The 18442-nt window shown below is 65.2% G+C and carries 19 protein-coding genes; 10 read left to right on the top strand and 9 right to left on the bottom strand.

The genetic code is table 11. The features are described 5' to 3' along the window. From KBT70_RS15095 to KBT70_RS15075, 5 genes are all read left to right on the top strand, one after another. On the top strand, positions 1 to 510 hold a 510-nt coding region (locus KBT70_RS15095), incomplete at its 5' end, for a phosphoenolpyruvate carboxykinase (ATP) (protein ID WP_296635595.1). Between the two features lie 150 nt (positions 511 to 660). Next, a complete protein-coding gene (locus KBT70_RS15090) occupies positions 661 to 1122 on the top strand; it encodes a RidA family protein (protein ID WP_296635591.1) in 462 nt (153 codons plus the stop codon). Continuing rightward, positions 1119 to 1886 (top strand): glycerophosphodiester phosphodiesterase family protein, encoded by a 768-nt coding sequence (locus KBT70_RS15085; RefSeq protein WP_296635586.1) that lies wholly within the window; start codon positions 1119 to 1121, stop codon positions 1884 to 1886. The genes KBT70_RS15090 and KBT70_RS15085 overlap by 4 nt, the downstream gene beginning before the upstream one ends. Positions 1887 to 1942: 56 nt before the next feature. After that, positions 1943 to 3127 carry a GNAT family N-acetyltransferase gene (locus KBT70_RS15080; protein ID WP_296635582.1) on the top strand — a complete coding sequence of 395 codons (1185 nt, stop codon included), beginning with the start codon at positions 1943 to 1945 and terminating at the stop codon, positions 3125 to 3127. Continuing rightward, positions 3124 to 3420, top strand: a complete 297-nt coding sequence (locus KBT70_RS15075) for a 4a-hydroxytetrahydrobiopterin dehydratase (RefSeq protein WP_296635578.1) — start codon at positions 3124 to 3126, stop codon at positions 3418 to 3420. Before KBT70_RS15080 ends, KBT70_RS15075 begins: the two co-directional genes overlap by 4 nt. Positions 3421 to 3484: 64 nt before the next feature. Here the strand turns inward: KBT70_RS15075 and KBT70_RS15070 are convergent, their stop codons facing one another. The 5 genes from KBT70_RS15070 to KBT70_RS15050 are packed head-to-tail and all read right to left on the bottom strand — an operon-like array spanning position 3485 to position 6547. Continuing rightward, the gene (locus tag KBT70_RS15070) at positions 3485 to 3865 is read right to left on the bottom strand and encodes a hypothetical protein (protein ID WP_296635572.1); all 381 of its coding nucleotides are present in this window, start codon (positions 3863 to 3865) and stop codon (positions 3485 to 3487) included. Between the two features lie 13 nt (positions 3866 to 3878). After that, positions 3879 to 4181 (bottom strand): flagellar biosynthesis anti-sigma factor FlgM, encoded by a 303-nt coding sequence (gene flgM / locus KBT70_RS15065; RefSeq protein WP_296635568.1) that lies wholly within the window; start codon positions 4179 to 4181, stop codon positions 3879 to 3881. Between the two features lie 60 nt (positions 4182 to 4241). Further along, a complete protein-coding gene (gene flgA / locus KBT70_RS15060; RefSeq protein WP_296635564.1) occupies positions 4242 to 4940 on the bottom strand; it encodes a flagellar basal body P-ring formation chaperone FlgA in 699 nt (232 codons plus the stop codon). Further along, positions 4937 to 6025: a flagellar assembly protein T N-terminal domain-containing protein gene (locus KBT70_RS15055; RefSeq protein ID WP_296635559.1), complete on the bottom strand. Its 1089-nt coding sequence runs from the start codon at positions 6023 to 6025 to the stop codon at positions 4937 to 4939. The genes flgA and KBT70_RS15055 overlap by 4 nt, the downstream gene beginning before the upstream one ends. Positions 6026 to 6028: 3 nt before the next feature. Then, on the bottom strand, positions 6029 to 6547 hold the full coding sequence (locus KBT70_RS15050) for an LPP20 family lipoprotein (protein ID WP_296635555.1): 519 nt from the start codon (positions 6545 to 6547) through the stop codon (positions 6029 to 6031). A gap of 161 nt (positions 6548 to 6708) precedes the next feature. Between KBT70_RS15050 and flhA the strand changes: the two genes are divergently transcribed. From flhA to KBT70_RS15035, 3 genes are read left to right on the top strand one after another with little or no spacing between them, the layout of a single operon-like run. Beyond that, a complete protein-coding gene (flhA, locus tag KBT70_RS15045) occupies positions 6709 to 8859 on the top strand; it encodes a flagellar biosynthesis protein FlhA (RefSeq protein WP_296635551.1) in 2151 nt (716 codons plus the stop codon). An 11-nt stretch (positions 8860 to 8870) separates the two neighbouring features. Next, entirely contained in the window at positions 8871 to 9953 is a 1083-nt protein-coding gene (locus KBT70_RS15040) for a hypothetical protein (protein WP_296635547.1), read from the top strand. Further along, on the top strand, positions 9950 to 10678 hold the full coding sequence (locus tag KBT70_RS15035; RefSeq protein WP_296635543.1) for a FliA/WhiG family RNA polymerase sigma factor: 729 nt from the start codon (positions 9950 to 9952) through the stop codon (positions 10676 to 10678). The genes KBT70_RS15040 and KBT70_RS15035 overlap by 4 nt, the downstream gene beginning before the upstream one ends. A 24-nt stretch (positions 10679 to 10702) precedes the next feature. Here the strand turns inward: KBT70_RS15035 and KBT70_RS15030 are convergent, their stop codons facing one another. The 4 genes from KBT70_RS15030 to KBT70_RS15015 are packed head-to-tail and all read right to left on the bottom strand — an operon-like array spanning position 10703 to position 15376. After that, positions 10703 to 11707, bottom strand: coding sequence for a Hint domain-containing protein (locus KBT70_RS15030; RefSeq protein WP_296635538.1), 1005 nt, complete (start codon positions 11705 to 11707; stop codon positions 10703 to 10705). Positions 11708 to 11760: 53 nt separating this feature from the next. Further along, entirely contained in the window at positions 11761 to 13386 is a 1626-nt protein-coding gene (gene fliD / locus KBT70_RS15025; RefSeq protein WP_296635534.1) for a flagellar filament capping protein FliD, read from the bottom strand. A 59-nt stretch (positions 13387 to 13445) separates the two neighbouring features. Further along, positions 13446 to 14597 (bottom strand): flagellar motor protein MotB, encoded by a 1152-nt coding sequence (locus KBT70_RS15020; protein WP_296635529.1) that lies wholly within the window; start codon positions 14595 to 14597, stop codon positions 13446 to 13448. Between the two features lie 17 nt (positions 14598 to 14614). Continuing rightward, on the bottom strand, positions 14615 to 15376 hold the full coding sequence (locus KBT70_RS15015) for a MotA/TolQ/ExbB proton channel family protein (protein WP_296635526.1): 762 nt from the start codon (positions 15374 to 15376) through the stop codon (positions 14615 to 14617). A gap of 249 nt (positions 15377 to 15625) precedes the next feature. On the opposite strand from KBT70_RS15015, the gene KBT70_RS15010 reads away from it, so the two are divergent. Together KBT70_RS15010 and rpoN are read left to right on the top strand one after the other, a co-directional pair. After that, positions 15626 to 17104, top strand: coding sequence for a flagellin (locus KBT70_RS15010; protein ID WP_296635524.1), 1479 nt, complete (start codon positions 15626 to 15628; stop codon positions 17102 to 17104). A gap of 232 nt (positions 17105 to 17336) precedes the next feature. Next, a partial coding sequence (gene rpoN / locus KBT70_RS15005; RefSeq protein ID WP_296635521.1) for an RNA polymerase factor sigma-54 occupies positions 17337 to 18442 on the top strand: 1106 nt, incomplete at its 3' end.

The following is an 18442-nucleotide window of genomic DNA, read 5'->3' as shown; positions in this document are numbered from 1 at the left end:
CTGACCCCGGCGCAGGCGATGTATCACTTCCTGTCGGGCTTCACCTCCAAAATGGCGGGCACCGAGCGCGGCATTACCGAGCCGCAGCCGGTGTTCTCCACCTGTTTTGGTGCCCCCTTCATGCCGCGCCGCCCCGAAGTGTACGGCAGCCTCTTGCGTGAAAAGATCGCCAAGCATGGCGCAACCTGCTGGCTGGTCAATACCGGCTGGACCGGCGGCGCGTTCGGCACCGGATCGCGGATGCCGATCAAGGCCACGCGCGCGCTCTTGACCGCCGCCCTTGATGGATCGTTGAACGAGGTCGAGTTCCGCAAGGACCCGAATTTCGGCTTTGACGTGCCCGTGGCCGTGCCCGGCGTGGCCGAGGTGCTGCTTGATCCCCGCCGCACCTGGCCCGATCCCGCCGCCTATGATGCACAGGCGGCCAAGCTGGTGCAGATGTTCGCCGACAATTTCGCGCAATATGTCCCCTTCATCGACGAGGATGTGCGCGCGGCGTCGCTGGGCTAAGACGCAGGCCAGATCACAACAAACCCTCGCCTTGACCGGCGGGGGTTTTTCTTTGGGCGCAATTCGCCGCTCCCATGTCGAATTTCCGATTTCCTTCCCCTTGCTCTGCGGTTAGCGTCCCGCCAAAGCATACCGACAGGAGACCGAGACATGAGCCAGTTCGAGAAAAAGCTTGCCGAAATGGGCGTGACCCTGCCCGAGGCCCCCGCCCCCGCGGCCAATTACGTGCCCTATGTGCTGGCCGGTGACATGCTCTTTGTCTCGGGCCAGATTGCCAAGGAGGGCGACACGCTCTTGACCGGCAAACTTGGTGCCGATCTCGACGTGGCAGACGGGGCCAAGGCGGCGCGCGCCTGCGCGATTGCCCTTCTGGCGCAGGTCAAGGCGGCCTGTGGCGGTGATCTCGACCGGCTGGTGCGGGTGGTTAAACTGACCGGGTTTGTCAACTCCACCGCCGATTTTACCCAGCAACCCGCCGTGATCAACGGCGCGTCGGATTTCCTTGGCGAAGCCTTGGGCGACACCGGCAAACACGCCCGCGCCGCCGTATCCGCCCCCTCGCTGCCCTTTGGCGTGGCGGTGGAAATCGACGGGGTGTTCCAGATCAAATGAGCACGCTGCCCGACGGCTTTCGCCGCATCCCCCTTGCCCATCGGGGCCTGCATGACGTGACCGCAGGCCGCCCCGAAAATTCGCGCGCGGGCATCGCGGCGGCCATCGCAGCGGGCTACGGGATCGAGATTGACCTGCAACTCAGCCGCGACAACCGCGCGATGGTGTTTCACGACTATGACCTCGGTCGCCTCACCCCGGAAAAGGGCGCGGTGCGGCAACGCGATGCCGCAGACCTCGCGCAGATCCCGCTCTTGGGGGGCGATGAGGGGATACCCGACCTGCCCGCGATCCTGACCCTTGTCGCAGGCCGTGTGCCGCTCTTGATCGAACTCAAGGATCAGCAGGGGCAAATGGGCGCAAGCTGCGGCACGCTCGAGGCCGCCGCCGCCGCCGCCCTTGCGGGCTATGCGGGCCCCGTGGCGATCATGTCCTTCAACCCGGATATGGTGGCGCAGATGGCCAAACTCGCCCCCGCTACGCCACGCGGCATCGTCACCTGCGCCTACACGCCCGAGGATTGGCCGCTCTTGCGCGCCGAGACCCGCGCGCGCCTGCGCGACATTCCCGATTATGACGCGACCGGTGCCTGCTTTGTCAGCCATGACATCGACGATCTGAACGCCCCCCGCCTTGACGCCTTGCGCGCCCAAGGGGCCGCGATCCTCTGCTGGACCGTGCGCAGCCGAGAGGCCGAGGCCGAGGCCCGCAAACGCGCCGACAATATCACCTTCGAGGGCTATTTACCCGATCACCCGGCTTGATCCGCACGCCGCGCGACCCAAGTACACCGCCGGGGCAAAAGGGGCCGTCAGCGCCGATGACGCAAGGTCAGATCACCATCACCCTGCATGACCGCCTGTCCGACATCGGGCAGGCCGATTGGGATGCCTGCGCCTGCACCGAGACTGCGACGGGCCGCCCCGACGATCCCTTCACCACCTTCCGTTTTCTCAAGGCGCTGGAGGAGAGCCGCTCGGTCGGCACCGGCAGCGGCTGGCAACCGCATTACCTGAGCGCAGAACAGGGTGGCCAGATCATCGCCGTGGCCCCGCTCTACCTCAAATCCCATTCTCAGGGCGAGTACATCTTTGATCACAACTGGGCACATGCCTATGAGCGGGCGGGCGGGCGCTATTACCCGAAATTCCAGATCGCTGTGCCCTTTACCCCCGCCACAGGCCGCCGTCTGCTGACCCGTCCGGGGTTCGAGGCGGTGGGGCGGGAGGCGCTCATAGAGGGCGCGCGCGACGTGGCGCTGCGCAATGGGCTCTCGTCGCTCCACATCACCTTTTGCACCGAGGAAGAAGCCGAGGCGGGGGCCGCCCTTGGCCTCATGCCCCGGCGCACCCAGCAATATCACTGGGTCAATCGCGGCTATGCCGATTTTGATGGCTTCCTGGCCGATCTGTCATCGCGCAAGCGCAAGGCGATCCGCAAGGAACGCGCCCGCGCAGCGGATTTCGGCGGCGAGATTGTCACCCTCACCGGCAATCAGATCCAGCCCGAGCATTGGGATGCGGTCTGGGCCTTTTATCAGGACACCGGCGCGCGCAAATGGGGCACGCCCTATCTCACCCGTGCGTTTTTCACCCGCGCGCATGAGACCCTGCGCGATGACATCCTCCTTATCCTCGCACTGAAGGGGGGGCGGCCCGTGGCGGGGGCCATGAACCTGATCGGCGCATCGGCGCTTTATGGCCGGTATTGGGGCTGTATCGAGGATCACCCCTGCCTCCATTTCGAACTCTGCTATTACCGGGCGATCGAGTTTGCGATTGCCCAAGGGTTGCAAAGGGTAGAGGCTGGCGCGCAGGGCGAACACAAGCTGGCGCGCGGCTATCTGCCGGTGCCCACGCATTCGCTGCATTGGCTGCGCGATCCGGGCTTTGCCGAGGCGGTGGCGCAGTATCTCAAGGCCGAACGCGCCGCCGTTGACGAGGATATCACCATCCTCACCAGCTATGGGCCGTTTCGCAAGACGTCAGAGGAGGATCACGAATGACCGAAAAACTCAGCGACACTGCCCGCAAGACCACGCTGGCCCCGCTGCTGGAGAACGGCTGGGCCATGGTCGAGGGGCGCGACGCCATCACCAAGACCTATAAATTCGCCGATTTTCCCGAGGCCATGGGCTTTATGACCCGCGCCGCGATCTGGGCCGAAAAATGGAACCACCACCCGGAATGGTTCAACGTCTACTCCAAGGTCGAGGTCACGCTGACCACGCATGACGTCGATGGCCTCAGCAGCCTTGACGTGAAACTCGCGCGCAAATTCGACGGGTTGGCGGGCTGATCCCGGAAACGAAAACGCCCCGGCGATTGGGCCGGGGCGTTTGATATTGAGTATATGCGCCGCGTCAGTGCTTGCGCAGCTTGCGGATCGCTTCGAGTTCCGACGCGCTGATGCCGGTGTTGCGGGCGATGCTGTCGGGCTTTTGGCCAAAGCGGGCCATGTCGATCGCCTGTTCGATCATCCGGTCACTGACCAGCCAATCAAAATCGCGGCGCATTTCGTCCATGCGGTCGGCGATGCTCATCAGCGAGGCCTCGTCGCTCAGACCCAGCTTGTGGCCCAGACGGCGCGCGATATGGTCCATTTCGCTTTCGCTCATGTGAAACATCCGGCCGCTCAGATGCGCCAGCATACGGGCCATCCGGATCGACACCGCGAGGATCAGCGGCAGGGCAATCATGCAAAGCACCGCGAGCGCGTAGAGGGTAATTTCAAAGTAAGTCATGCTCTGCCTCGTCTCAGCGCGTCATTGCGCTGTAGTCTTGAAAAATACTGTCCGCGATGCGCTTGGCATCCACCGGATAGTTGCCGTTGGCGACAGCGTCCTTGATCCGCGAGACGCGCGCGGCGTCAAAGGGCGGACCTTGATCGACCATCTTTTCGATCACCCCGACCGAGGCCGAGGAGCTGAGCTTGACGGAATCGACCGAACTCACAGGCTTGTGGGCCTTGGCACCACTGGCACCGCCCGCAGCACCTTCGGTCGAGACCGGCATAAGCCGCGGTCGCGCGGCGTGGGAAGAATTGACTGAATCGACCATCTGATCTCTCCGGTGAGGCGCCATTGTTGCGCTGTTCTTGGAGTGAAAAACGGCAGGTGCTCACCGAATGTTAGGACGCACCGTCACTTTGTTGCGGCCCGTCACGGTAACATGCACCACTTCGCCGCTGCCCGCGTTGGTCACGCGGATATCCTGACCCATCTGGCCGGGTTCAAGCGCGACGCCCGCCGCCTCGATCCGGATGCCGCCCAGATCGGTGGCAATCGTCACCGGCCCACCTTCCGCCACGTGCCAGTCGTGCTCCAGATGCCGCGCCAAGAGCGGCTGACCGGCCCCAAGATTGCTCTTGAGACGGCGACCGATGGCGCTGTCTAACGACACCACCAGATCGCCGCGCGCCCGTGCACCAATCGGGGCCTCGCGCAGATGCCCGGCCTCAAGGACCGTGCCACGCGGCAGGCTCTCGGCCAGCACCAGCGCCGGGCGTTGCGGCTGATCCTCGGGCACGCCCGGCAGGCGCGGCGCGGCGGTGCCGCCTTCGATGCGGATCACCCGGCTCCAGCCGCCCGGCCCGGCGCAGGTCACTTGCACCGCTTGCCACCCGCCCTGATGCGGGGCCACCTCGAGAGGGTCCGCACAGGGCGGATAGGGGCGACTGGCCGACACCACCGGCGCACCACCCTGCCCTGCGTCGCTCAGCGCCTGCGCGATCCGCGCCTGCACCACTTGCCCATCGAGCGCCACAGCATTGAGCGGCAAGAGACAGGCCAGAAACAGGGCAATACCGCCCCGGATCACAGCCCCGCCTCGACGAAATAGACCCGCAACCCATTGAAACTTGCCGGGGCGCGCGTGGGATCAAGCGGGCGCAACATGGTGTGGCGATTGTCGAGATTGATCACTTCCAAAAGGCCAAACCCGTCATTGGGATCATCGACAAAGGCAAGGCTTGCCCGCGTCAACCCGTGCCGCCGCCCCAAGGGCACGCTCAGCCCATCCGCGCCCAGCGCCAGACGCGCCTCGGCGGGTTGACAGGCCAGACCGTCGAGCATGGCGCGCACCTCTTGCAAGAGGCCTGCGGTCAGATCCGCCTCGGCGCGGCTTCGGCTCTGGCCTGCGACATAGCCCACAACCCCGCCACGCGGCACCACCGCCTCGCGCTGAAATCGGCGCGTGACGGTGCTGCCATCCTGACCGGTCATGGACAGATCGAGCGTCAGGCGCAGCGCCTTGCCCTGCCGGTCCACGGTGATACTATGGCTCATGCGGTGATCGCCCGGCGCGGGCAGGGATTGCCCACGGGTGAGGGCGGTGTAATCCAGCGCCGCCGCCACAGGCGTGGCGGAGACCGGCGCGATACGTTCAAGATCTGTGTCGGGATGGGCGCGCAGCAGGTCCATCAGATCACGCGCCAGCCCCTGCGCCAGCGGCTCGGCCCAGGCCGACGCCTCGGGGGCCACGCGAATTTGCGGCGGTGTGGCGCTGACCGTCATCCGCCGGCGCGACGCGCAGGCCCCCACCGGCATCGGCCCGACCTCGGCGGCCACCCGCACCAGCCATTGCCCGTCCTGCAACTGGGCGGAGAGAATTCGATGGGTCAGAATACGCCCCGTGGGACGCAGGATGGTCAGATCGGCGGTGATCCGCCCTTTGTCCATTGCGGTATGCCCGCGCAAGGACGCCCCGCCCGACAGCGCCGCCGACACCAGCGCCTCACCAATCGCGCGGCGGCGTGCGGCGTCCTGATCGGCGGCAGAGGCAACATAGGCCCGCCCCTCTGCCTCGACCCAGAGCGTTGTTTCCTTGGCCCCGGCCGCTGCGCAAAAGAGGCTGCTCAAGAGGACCAGAAACCAGAATTGCGGTCTGAAAACATGCCCCCACATGGCCTAGCCCCGCTGCCGCACGGCGCGCAGGATGTAGCGGACCGTATCGGGATCGAGCGCCAACACGACCTCAAAGGAATCCTCGCCCTTGGGCGTGATCCGCAGCGTGCGCGCGCCTCGGATTTCACCTGCCACCACCGCGCGCACCGTATCGCTGCGCAGCACCTGATCGTGCAGCGTGCTCTCAGAATTGATGCGGATGCCGTGGATTTGCTCGGTCAGATCGCGGATCGCCTCGAGTCGCGCGGCGCGGATCGCCATCAGGCGACGCTCGTTGATCGAGGCCCCCGGCTGGGTTGAAACCTGCGACAGGCCAAGCCCGGTGAATTGCACCACGTCGGGTGCCTGCGCCGCCGCAGGCACGGGCAAGCCCGACAGATCGTCCCGGAGCTGGGCCACCGCCTCGGTTCGAGGGCTGGCATCGGGCGGCAGGGCATCCACCGCCCGACCGGACGACATGCAGGCGCCAAGCGGCATCAATGCCAGCGGCAGAAGGAGAGGACGAAGCAATCTGGAGAACATGGGAACCTCTTTTGACGGGGCCGGACAGGCGCGGTTTTCAGCGCCAGACCTGCAAAGGCCGTGCCACCCCCGGCCCTCCTCTGTCCCCCGCGCCAAGTCCGCAAAATTGGCACGCGATTTGCACCCATTCCCCTGATGCGACGCAACACAAGGGATACCCGATGGCCGCGCTGAGCCGTGCCTCTTACCGCCCACAACTCGGGGCTGGCCTGCTGCCTGTGGGCATCCTTGCCGTTGTGGCGATGATGGTGCTGCCGCTGCCTCTGATGCTGCTCGACATCTTCTTTGTGTTCAACATCCTCCTGTCGCTTCTGGTGCTGATGGTCGCGCTCTACAGCTACCGGCCGCTGGATTTCTCGTCCTTTCCCTCGGTGCTGCTGATTGCCACCGTGTTCCGCCTCGCGCTCAACGTGGCCTCGACCCGGATCGTGCTGACCTCGGGACACGAGGGCAGCGGCGCGGCAGGCAAGGTGATCGAAGCCTTTGGCAATTTCGTGATCGCGGGCAATTTCGCCGTGGGTCTGGTGGTCTTTGTGATCCTCGTGATCATCAACCTCATGGTCATCACCAAGGGTGCCGGTCGCGTATCCGAGGTCTCGGCCCGCTTTACCCTTGATGCCATGCCGGGCAAGCAGATGGCCATCGACGCCGATCTCAACGCCGGGATTCTCACCCCCGAACAGGCCCGCGCCCGCCGCGCCGAAGTGGGCGAAGAGGCGGATTTCTACGGTGCCATGGATGGTGCCTCGAAATTCGTCAAGGGCGACGCCATCGCCGGTATCCTGATCCTCGCCGCCAATATTCTGGGCGGCATCGTGATTGGCACCGCGCAACACGGGCTCTCGCTGGGCCAAGCGGCGGAAACCTATGTGCTCTTGTCCATCGGCGATGGCCTTGTGGCGCAAATCCCCTCGCTCCTGCTCTCCATCGCCACGGCCGTGATCGTGACGCGCGTGGCCTCCGCCAAGGACATGACCGGCCATATCGGCAGCCAGATTGGTATGCACCGGGCGTGGCTGCCGGTGGCGGCGGTCATGGCCATCATGGGCCTCATTCCGGGCATGCCCAACCTGCTCTTTATCGTGGCGGCCCTCGCCTCTGGCGGAGTGGCCTGGGCCACCCGCAATCAGCTTGCCCCCGGCGAGACCGCCGCCCCAGCGGCCCCCGGCCAGCCGCCGCGCCGCGCTGCCCTGCCCGCCCCCAGCGGCGCGAGCAACGGTCAGCCGGGCGCGCGCCCCGACACCAGCGGCGCCATCACCGCCGAGGATGTCACCGATTACGCGCCCATCACCATCCAAATCGGCTTTGGCCTCATTCCCCTCATCGAAGAGGGCGCAGGCGGCGCGCTTGTGTCGCGCATCACCGGCATCCGGCGTGAGGTCTCGACCGCGATGGGCTTTGTCATCCCCGGCGTGCGCATCCGCGACGACATGGGCCTGCCCGCCAACGCCTACCGCATCCGCATCCGTCAGGCCATCGTGGCCGAGGACGCGGCCTATCCTGACCGCAAGCTGGCGCTGCCCGGCGGCGGCACCACCCGCAAACTGCGCGGGATCGAGGTCAAGGACCCGTCCTTTGGCATGGATGCCGTGTGGATTCAGCCCCATCAACAGACCGAGGCCGAGGCGGATGATTACGTTGTGGTCGAACCCGCCTCTGTGGTCGCCACCCATCTCAGCCAGATGCTCTATGCCCATGCCGCCGACCTCTTGGGCGCGGATGACGTGCAGGGGCTCTTGGACAATCTCGAACGCTCCGCCCCCACATTGGTGGAATCCGTGGTCCCCAAATTGGTGCCGCTGCATGTGCTGACCGCCGTTTTGCGTGCGCTCTTGCGCGAACGCATGCCGATTGCCGACCTGCCGCGCATTCTCGAAGACCTGGCTGGCATGTCCGCCCGCATCTCCGAGCCGCAGGACATGGCCGAGGCGCTGCGCCCCGCCCTTGCCCCTCAACTCCTGCAACAGATCGCTCCGCTCAAGGAAAGCCTGCATCTCATCACGCTCGCCCCCGATCTCGAAGACCTGCTGACCCGCTCGCAGCACGACACCGCCGGGCTGATCGTGGAACAGGGGCTGACGCGCCAGATTCTCGGGCAATTGAACGAGGCTCAGGAATCGCTGGCCGGTCAGGGCCGTCAGGCGGTCGTGGTGGTTTCTGCCGCGCTGCGCCGCGCCTTTGCCGCCTTCCTGCGCACGCATGGCGTCGATGCCATCGTCATGGCCGTCTCCGAACTGCCCGACAACCGCCGCGTCGAAATTGCGGCCTCTATCGGCGGAGCCAGACCCACACCGCCCAAACCGTCCAAATGAGGATGTGACCGATGAGCACGATGACCTTTCGCGCCCGTGACAGCGTAACCGCTCTGGAACTGGTGCAACGCCGCCTTGGGCCGGATGCCCTGATCCTGTCCAATGACCTGATCGACGGGCAGGTGGTGATCGTCGCCAGCGATGACGAGCCCGAGAGCATCGCGCGGCCCGCGCCGCGCCTGCGGGCGGTCCCCACGCCTCAGCGCGTTGATGTGGTGATTGATGATCCGATTGACCCGATCACACCGCCCGCCCCTGCGGCGCCGGCACCCGCCGCGCGCCTGCCCAGTTTCCTGAGCGCCCAGGCGCCAAAACCCTTTGACCGGATGCTGGGCGAGGCCAAGGCCACCACGCCCGCGCCTGCCCCCCAAAGAGCCGAGCCCGAAACCTCTCAAACGCCAGAGCCTCCGGCCCCCACACTGGCCCCCGCCCCGGCCCTGCCCGATCCGCTGATCCTGCGTGATCGCCTGCTTTCGGCCGCCCGGATCGTCCTTTTGGGACCGGTCGGCGCAGGCAAATCGCAGGTCGCCTTGCAACTGGCGCTGCTGCGTCTAGGCCGTAATCCGGGCAGCCGGGTGGAATTCTGCTTTTGTGGCACCGGATCGCATGGCGACGGGGCCTTCTTGGCACAGAAATCGCATCTGCTGGGTATGACAACCCTGTTTCACACCCCCGACACCCTCGCCGCGCCTGTCCCCGGCACCGTCCAGATCGTCGTGATCTCGGGGCGGGGCAGCGACGGCCCGGCCTTGGCCCGCGCCGCGCTCGCGCTGCCCGAGGCGCGCGCCGCGCTGGTCGTGCCCGGCGGCCTGCGCCCCGCGCGGATCGACGCCCTGCACCGCCGTTGGGCCGAGCACACGGTCTCTGCGATCCTACCCGAGGCCGAGGACATGCCCGAGGGGATAACAGACCAAGAGACGCTGCGCGCTGCGGGTTTCGTGCCCCTCTGGACCGCATCCAACGACCGGCTGGTCGATGGCCTGCGCGTGATCGAGGACGAGGCCGCCGAGGCGACAGACCCCGCGCCCGCCGACCCAACGGGTCAGCCCATGCTTTTTCGCCACCACGGCCCCGATGCGGAGTCCCGGTCATGATCGCCCCCCAAGCCTATGCCGAACAACAGCCTAACCCGGCCCGTCTGGTCGAACAGCACATGCCGCTGGTGCAACGGCTGGCTTGGCACTTTCACGGCCGCGTGGGCCGCTTCATCGAGATCGACGACCTGCTTCAGGCGGGCTATCTGGGGCTGATCGACGCCTCGCAGCGCTATTCGGTCTGTGACGGGGTCAGCTTTGCGGCCTATGCGGCGATCCGTATTCGTGGCTCGATCATCGACCACCTGCGCCGCAATTCGAACCTCTGCCGCAACTCGATCACCATGCGGCAGAAAATCGAGGCCACCCGCCGCAAGCTGTCGCAAAAGCTGGGGCGCGAGCCCGAAGTGCCGGAACTGGCCAAATCGCTCGACCTCTCGACCGAGGAATTCCAGGACTGGGAAAACCGCTTTCAAACCAATCAGCTTCAATCGCTCGACGAGGTCTATACCGATCACTCGCTGCTCTTCAGCGATCACGGCTCCACCCCCGAGGATGAGGTCGAACATATCCAGCTCAAGGCGCTGCTGCAAAGCGCACTCGAAGACCTGCCCGAACGCTCGGCACTGGTGCTGCAGCTCTATTATGTCGAAGAACTCAACGTCTATGAAATCGCGGCCATCCTCGATGTGACCACCGGGCGTGTCTCGCAGATCAAGAAGGCCGCCATCGGGCAGTTGCGGGACCTGATGCAGGCGCGGCTGCACCACACTGCGGCAGAGTGATCCGCCGCGGGGCGCGCGCGCCTCTCAGCCTGCGAGGCGAATTTCGGGCTCGGGGATAGCCTCGGGCCAGAGTGCCAGCGCGCGGCGGGTCTGCCACACGCCGAGGGTCTCAGCCAGTGACGGATAGGTCCGCCCGGCGTGACCCGCCGCCGCCAGCGCCGCATGCACCTCGACGCGCCGCTCCGGCGCAAGCCGTGCGATGATTTCAGGACAGGGATAGAGGCTCTCGACCGCAGCACCATTGGCAAGGATCAGCGCGTGCCGGTCGAGCAACAGATGATGATAGGCCAGCCGCCCGGTCAGATGCGCCATGCGCACCCCCGGCAGGCCGACAAACCCCAGCGCAGGACCAAGGCAGAGCGCCTCACCCGCCCCCGGCTCTGGCAACGGCAGATGCTGCAACGGCGACAGTTTGAGCGGGCGCATGGGATGCCCCGCACCCAGCGCCCCCACTTCAAAGCGCACAGGGGCCACGGAATTCGAGGTATGCGGATCAAGATCGACCTCGGCCACACCCGCCCAGATCACCACCCGCTCGGCGCCCGAGGCATCCAGCACCCGGTCGCCCGCGACCAGCGTCTGCACCTTGCGCGCCCCGGTGGGGGTCAGGATTTCGGTGCCCGCAACCAGCCCCAGCGGGCAGCCTGCATCGAGGCGATAGCCAAGGGGGGCCAGATCGACAATCAGCGCCACCATCCCCGGCGCATGGGGCGCGCCTTGGGGATAGACATAGAGCATCTCGCCGCTGTCCTCCTGCTGCAAGAGGATCAGATCACGGGCCTCGCCCTCGGTCTCGATCACGTCGAGCAGGGGCATCCCCGGCTGGATATGGCCAGATCCCAGCACGGTGCAAACTGCCCCGCGCAGCGTCACGCGCGCGCCCACAGCCAGCACGACGCCATCCACCGACAGCGCGCCTTCGCGCAACTCTCCCAGATCATCGCGCAGAACCGCCGCACGCACACAGACCGGGCCCGCCGCAAGAGGCGCGCCGCCAAACACCTGATAGACCACATGCCACTCAGCCATGCCGCGCGCCTTTCATTCCTGCCGCCGCGTGGAACGCAGCACAGCTCTGCGGATCACCGATCCGCATTCCACCCATCCACCAGATTGGTCAGGTAATCGCCGGTCGAGTTGAGCTGCGTCACGATCAATTCCATCTGCGTGAACTGGCTCAGATAGCGCGAGCGCACCTCTTCGGACCGCCCGCTTAGCACCTCGAGCGCGGTGGTCTCGGTGGCAATCGACTTGCCCAGCGCATCCTCGCGCTGCGCCAGCGCATTGCCATCGGCCAGAACGCCCGACAAAAAGGATTGCAGGTTGCTGACCATGCTGGGTTGGAAATTGATCTCGGCCTGCTCGGTCCCGGCCCCGACCGTCAGCGTCAGACCGCGCATCGGCCCCGAAGGCACGCGGTAGGTCCAGTCACCATTCTCCTGCTGAGAGCCGAACAGCGTCACACCTGCCAGCGTGGCCTCGCCCGTCGCGGCATCGCGCGTCAGCGCATAGCGCCCCGCCGTGGCGGCGGTGCCCGGCGTTCCGCTGATCTGCACATCCTTGCCCAGCAGATCGTCACGGATCAGCGGATCGAGCAGCCCCGGATTGGCCGTCAGCGCCGCGGAAAAGCGGTCCGCGTCAAGCGCGAGGCTCCCGTCGCGTTCGGTGCGGATACCGATATCCGACAGATGTATCCCCTTTACCCCAAACCCGCGCGAGAGCACGGATTGCATGCCACGCAGCACGCCATCGGCCAGACTGTCGCCCGCCAGATCGCCCGCCACGCCGCCTTCGCCAAAGCCGCGCGCGGTCAGGGACTTCACAAGGCCCTGCGTGGCGTTGATGATATCGACAAAGCTCTGCATGACCTCCAGCGCGCCCTCGACATTGGCGCGCCCCGAGAGGTTGGCATCGCTCAGGGTCTGCCCCGTGATGTTGAGCGTCACACCCGGCAAGAGATCGTCGATCTGGTTGCTCGACCGGGTCACGGCAATGCCGTTGAGGCTGAGCTTGGCATCCTGCGCGCCCTGCACCTGCACGGTGCCGGGATCAGTGCTGATGTCGAATTGGGCCATGCGCGGATCGGCATCCGCCGCCACGCTGAGACGCAGCGCGTTCTGCGATCCGGTTTCCGAGATGACGCCCAGCGAAAAGGTGCCATCACCGAGGTCGATCACCCGCGCCGACAGCCCGTCGATGCTGCTCAGCGCCTCGGCCATGTCGGCAAGGCTGCTGCCGGGTTGAAAGGTGATGGTCTGCGCCGTCCGCGCCCCGGCGCTGAACACCGGCGGGACATCGTCGGACCAGTTGCCAAAGGCCACCGTCAGCGCGCCCGCGCCAATCTCGGCCTCGGCCTCGGAGAAGCCGACAAAGCTCAGAACCTGCGACTGCGCCAGTTGCGACACGCCGATGCGCGCGCTTTGCAGGTCCACCGCGCCCGGATCGCTGACAGTGACGGACACGGCGCTGTTGTCGCTGCTCAGACTGCGGGACGAGAGGCCGCGCATGAGGTCCAGCGCATCGCCCATCTGCTCGGCCTGTCCGCGCAGGCGGTCATAGCCCGAGAGGCGCACTTCGGCCTTGTCAATGCGCTCGGCGATCAGCGCCCGCCGGGGCGCGATTTCGGCCTGCGTGAGCGAGTCGGCCAATTCCGCGATATTGATGCCGGTGCCACCGCGATTGAGCGCGGTCAGAATCTCGTTTTCCATGATAAGCCCTCTTCGCCCCTGACAACGGCGCGTGACGCCGGGCTGTTAGCCCCGACGCCTCAATAGGTGATCTCGATTTCGATCCGACGGTTGAGCGCGCGGCCCTCTGCACTCTCGTTATCGGCCACCGGCTGGGATTCGCCCCGGCTGGTCGCGGTCAGGCGCTCGGGCTCGATCAGCCCAGACCCCGACAATTCGCGCACCACCGACGACGCCCGCGCCGCCGCCAGCCCCCAGTTGTCACGATAGGGCGACGCGCCGCCCAGCGGCACCGCATCGGTGTGCCCGGTCACGACAATCTCGCTGGCCTCGCCCATGGCCGCAAAGGCCAGACGCGCCATCACATCGCGCGCCTCATCGGTCAGGTCCGCCCCGCCCGAAGGAAAGGCCCCGCCTTCGCCCACGGTGATGATCACCTTGTCGTCGCGCTGCTCGACCGAAACCAACCCTTCGCCGATTTCCTGCTGCAAGGCGACGCGCAATTGCCCATCGGCAATCGCCGCGTTCTGCGCGGATTGCCCGGCTTGGGTGTCGGCCTCGGCATCGGCCTGCATCGCCTCGGCCATTGACTGCACATTATCCGCCAGCCCCTGCATCATCACATCCGATGTGGATTGCCCGGTCGCCTCTGCGGCCTGTTGCAGGGCCTCTGCGGCTTCGGTCAACTGGCCCGGCAGGCTCTGGGCATCGGGGGCGTCAAAGCTCATCACCACCTCGCCATCACGGGTCTCGACCTTGACTTGACCGGATTGCAACGCCTCTTGCAAAGCCTCGGCCATTTCGCGCGCCTCGGATTGGCCGGGCGCATCGGCGCCCTCCCCCTCGGCGGCGCCTTTGCCCTCTTCTTCGGTCACGGGGCGCTCGACTTCGGGCTGTTCGGTCTCGGTTGTGTCTTGCGTCATCTGTTCGGTGACGGACATCTCGGGCGAGGGGCTAAAGGACAGATCAAGGATCGTCGTGCCCTTGGGCTGTTCCATCACGGGAACCTCCCGCTGCACCCCAAAGGCCATGCTGAGCGACCCTGCGATCATCTTGAATTTGGGTTGGTTGAACTCGGCAAAGGACAGGATCAGCACGAAGAACGCCATCAACAGCGTCGCAATATCGGCAAAGGTCGCCATCCACGCCGGCGCCCCCTTGGGCGGGCATTTCGGACATTCTTCCTCTGGGGCCTCAATCGGCACCGGCAGGGGGATGGGTTTGCGCGCCATGTCTCAGAGCCCCTTACTCAGGCCGCCAGCAGCTTGATTTGCAGCTTGGGTGGCAACACCGCGACCATCTGTTCTTGCACATTGCGCCCGGATTCGCCCTTGGCGATGTTGCGCAGGCCCGCCACGACCATATCCCGATACGCGGCTTCGCTCGCGGTGTAACCTTCCAGTTTGGACAGGACCGGGCCCACCATCACATTGGCGATGAAGGCCCCGTAAAGCGTGGTCAAGAGCGCCACCGCCATCGCAGGGCCGATGGCCTTGGGGTCGGCCATGTTGCCCAGCATCTGCACCAGACCAATGAGCGTGCCGATCATGCCCATGGCAGGGGCAATGTCGATCCAGCCGCGCAGCGCCTCATGCACCTCGCCGTGGCGCACCTTCATGGCCTTGATCTCGTCCGAGAGTTGCTTGACCAGCTTCGCTTCGTCCGCGCCATCCACCAGCATCTGCAATCCCTTGGAAAAAAACTTGTCCGGCACTTCCTGATTTTCCAGCGCCATGAGCCCGCTCTTGCGCGCCACATCCGACAACTCGACCATCTTGCCGATCAGCTCTTCCCTGCTCGGGGCCTTGGGCATGAACGCCTTACCCACCGCGCCAAAACTGCGCAGGAACACCGGCATGGTGCATTTGTACATGACGGCAAAGAACGTGCCGCCGAACACGATCAGGATCGAGGCCACGTCGATGAACGGTCCCAGACCGCCCGCAGCCAGCATCGAGCCGACCACCATTCCCAGCGCACCGATCAAACCGATGAGCGAAGCGATATCCATTGACGGGACTCCCTGAACAAGCGTGGCACCCGGCACCTTGCCCGGTCTCGCAAAGGAAGGGGCAAGAACCATACCAAGCCGGAGAGGGGTCAGCGGTAAAGTATTAATTCATTTATTTTCAAACACTTGAAACGATTTTTGCAAAATACCCTAAACATTTTCGGGCACCGCCGTTCCTCTTGTCAAGCGCTGGGCAGCCAACAGCCATCAAGCGCCGGCAAACGTAACAGCCAACTCAGGAGACTGAAAATGACCACGATCAATACCAACATGAGCGCGATCACCGCCCAGGCGAACATGACTCGCGTTAACGACGACATGAACGCGGCCATGAGCCGCCTGTCGTCTGGCCTGCGCATCAACGCCGCCAAGGACGACGCGGCCGGCATGGCCATCGCGGAAAAGATGACTTCGCAGATCACCGGCCTCAATCAGGCGGTCCGCAACGCCACCGACGGCAAGAACCTGCTGGACACCACCGAAGGCGCGCATGTCGAAGTTTCGAACATGCTCCAGCGTCTGCGCGAACTGGCCGTCCAGTCGTCGAACGATACCAACACCGCCTCTGACCGCTCGAACCTCGGGGCCGAAGCCAAGCAGCTCGTGACCGAGATCAACCGCGTCGCCAAGGACACGACCTTCAACGGCATGAAGATCCTTGACGGCTCCTTCGCTGGCAAGCAGTTCCAGATCGGTGCAGACTCGGGCCAGGTCCTCAACATCAGCGTGGACAGCGCCGCCGCCACTGATATCGGTGCTCATACCATGAGCTCGAACGTCTCGTTGGCCGCGGGCGCTGGCACGACCGACACCGGCATCGCCGCCGCCACGACCATCAACATCACCGGCTTTGCCGGCAGCGCCGAAATGACCACAACCGCTGGCCAGTCGGCCAAGGAAATGGCCGCCGCTGTCAATGACGTCAGCGCCTCGACCGGTGTGACCGCTTCGGCCACGACCAACCTCGAACTGTCGGGCTTCTCTGCCGCTGACACCGTCACCTTCGACGTGAACGGCGTGAACATCGGCACCGTCGCCATCTCTGACACGTCCGACCTGCGCGGCGTTGCCACCGCGATCAACAACCAGTCCGGCCGGACCGGCGTGACCGCGACCATGGGGGATGACAATTCCACGATCAAACTGACCGACGCCACTGGCGCCGACATCCTGATCTCGGATTTCACCACCGGCACCGGCACCTCGACAATGGACGTGACGGCCCAGAACGCCGATGGCACCGCCTCTGGGGCCACCGCGGGCACCCACACCGCAACGCTCGATGACACGGATAACGACGTGGCCGTCAGCGGTCAGGTGGAACTGAGCTCGACCAAGCAATTCTCGGTCGGCACCGATGTCGTCACCGCTGGCGAAGTGTTCTTCGAGGCCGCGGCCAACACCTCGGAACTCAGCTCCGTGGCGGAAATCGACCTGACGACCCAGGAAGGTGCCGCAAGCGCGCTCAAGGTGATCGACGTTGCCCTGCAAAAGGTCAGCCAAGCCCGTTCCGACCTCGGTGCCGTGTCCAACCGTCTCGACAGCACGATCTCGAACCTGACCAACATCACGGTCAACGTTCAGGCCGCACGTTCGGGGGTCATGGATGCCGACTTTGCCAAGGAATCGTCCGAGATGGCACGCTCGCAGATTCTGTCGCAGGCCAGCACCGCGATGCTCGCACAGGCCAACCAGTCGGCTCAGGGCATGCTCTCGCTGCTCCGGTAAACGTCGAAATCTCGACAGTATCGAAAGAACCCCAACGGTATCGTTGGGGTTTTTTCAATTCAATCAAAGGGGCTTAGGGGATTTTTTCGTCATCGGATCGACAGCGCCCAAAGCGTCGAATTCCGAGTCTTCAGTCTAACGGCAGGGCGGATAGGTATTTAAGCACGAGATTGGAGAAAAAACGATGAACCTGCAAATTTCTCAGCGCGCTGCCCAGACACAGGGCCTTGTGATGACCGGACACATGCAACAGGCGATTGCCCTGCTGCAACTGTCGAACACCGACCTGCAACGCTATATCGAGCAGGAAGCCGAAGAGAACCCGTTTATCGAAGTGGCCCGCTCAGAGCGCGCGCTGCCCAGCCTGCCATATTCCGGCGGCAAGGGCGGCGATGCCGATGATGCCACAGGCCGCATCGCCGATCATCCTCTCTCGCTCTATGCCCATGTCGCGGCCCAGTTCGACCTGATGTTCCATGCACCGCAGGAGCGCGCCATCGCGGATCGCTTTCTCGAAGCGCTCGACGAAAACGGCTGGTTGGGCGAACCCCTGGAAGAGATCGCCTTTGCCTGCGCCCTCGACATGGCCGAGGCCGAACATATGCTGCATGCGGTGCAGGCGGTCGAGCCTGCTGGCCTCTTTGCCCGCACCCTTGCCGAATGTCTGGCGCTTCAGGCCGAGGATCAGGGTCTCATGACCCCGCTCTTTCGCGCCGTGCTCGACAACCTGCCGCGCCTTGCGGCGGCCGATCTGACCGGGCTGGCGCGGGTCTGCGCCTGCACCATGGACGACCTGCGCACCACGCTGAAACAGCTCCGCAGCCTCAATCCCAAACCCGGCGCCGATTTCCACGTGGCCAACCTGATCGAGCGCGAACCCGATCTGATCGTCACCCGTGGCGCATCGGGCTGGAAGGTAGAACTCAACCGGTCGACCCTGCCCGCCGTTCTGGTGGACGAAGAGAGCGCCGCAGTTGCCACACAAGACAAGCGCGCCCGTGAATATGTCGGTGAACGCCTTGGCGTCGCCCGCTGGCTGCGCCGCGCGGTCGAGCATCGCAACCAGACCGCCCTTGCCGTGGGGGCCGAGATCGTGCGCCGTCAGGCGGCGTTCCTCGAGCATGGCCCGGCCCAGATCGCGCCCATGACGCTGGCCGATGTGGCCCAAGCGATTGGCGTGCATGAAAGCACCGTCAGCCGCGTGACAACCGGCATCCTGATGGTCACACCGCAGGGTACGATGGGGCTCAAGCGGTTCTTCAGCACCGCCCTTGCCGGGGATGCCGATGGCGAAGGCGGGGCCTCTGCCGCCGCCGTCCGCTACCGCATTCAAAAGAT

It is taken from the genome of Roseovarius sp. (assembly GCF_018066915.1).
GTDB lineage: Bacteria > Pseudomonadota > Alphaproteobacteria > Rhodobacterales > Rhodobacteraceae > Roseovarius.
Note: the sequence above shows the minus strand (reverse complement) of the source record. Positions and strands in the feature narration are given on the sequence as shown.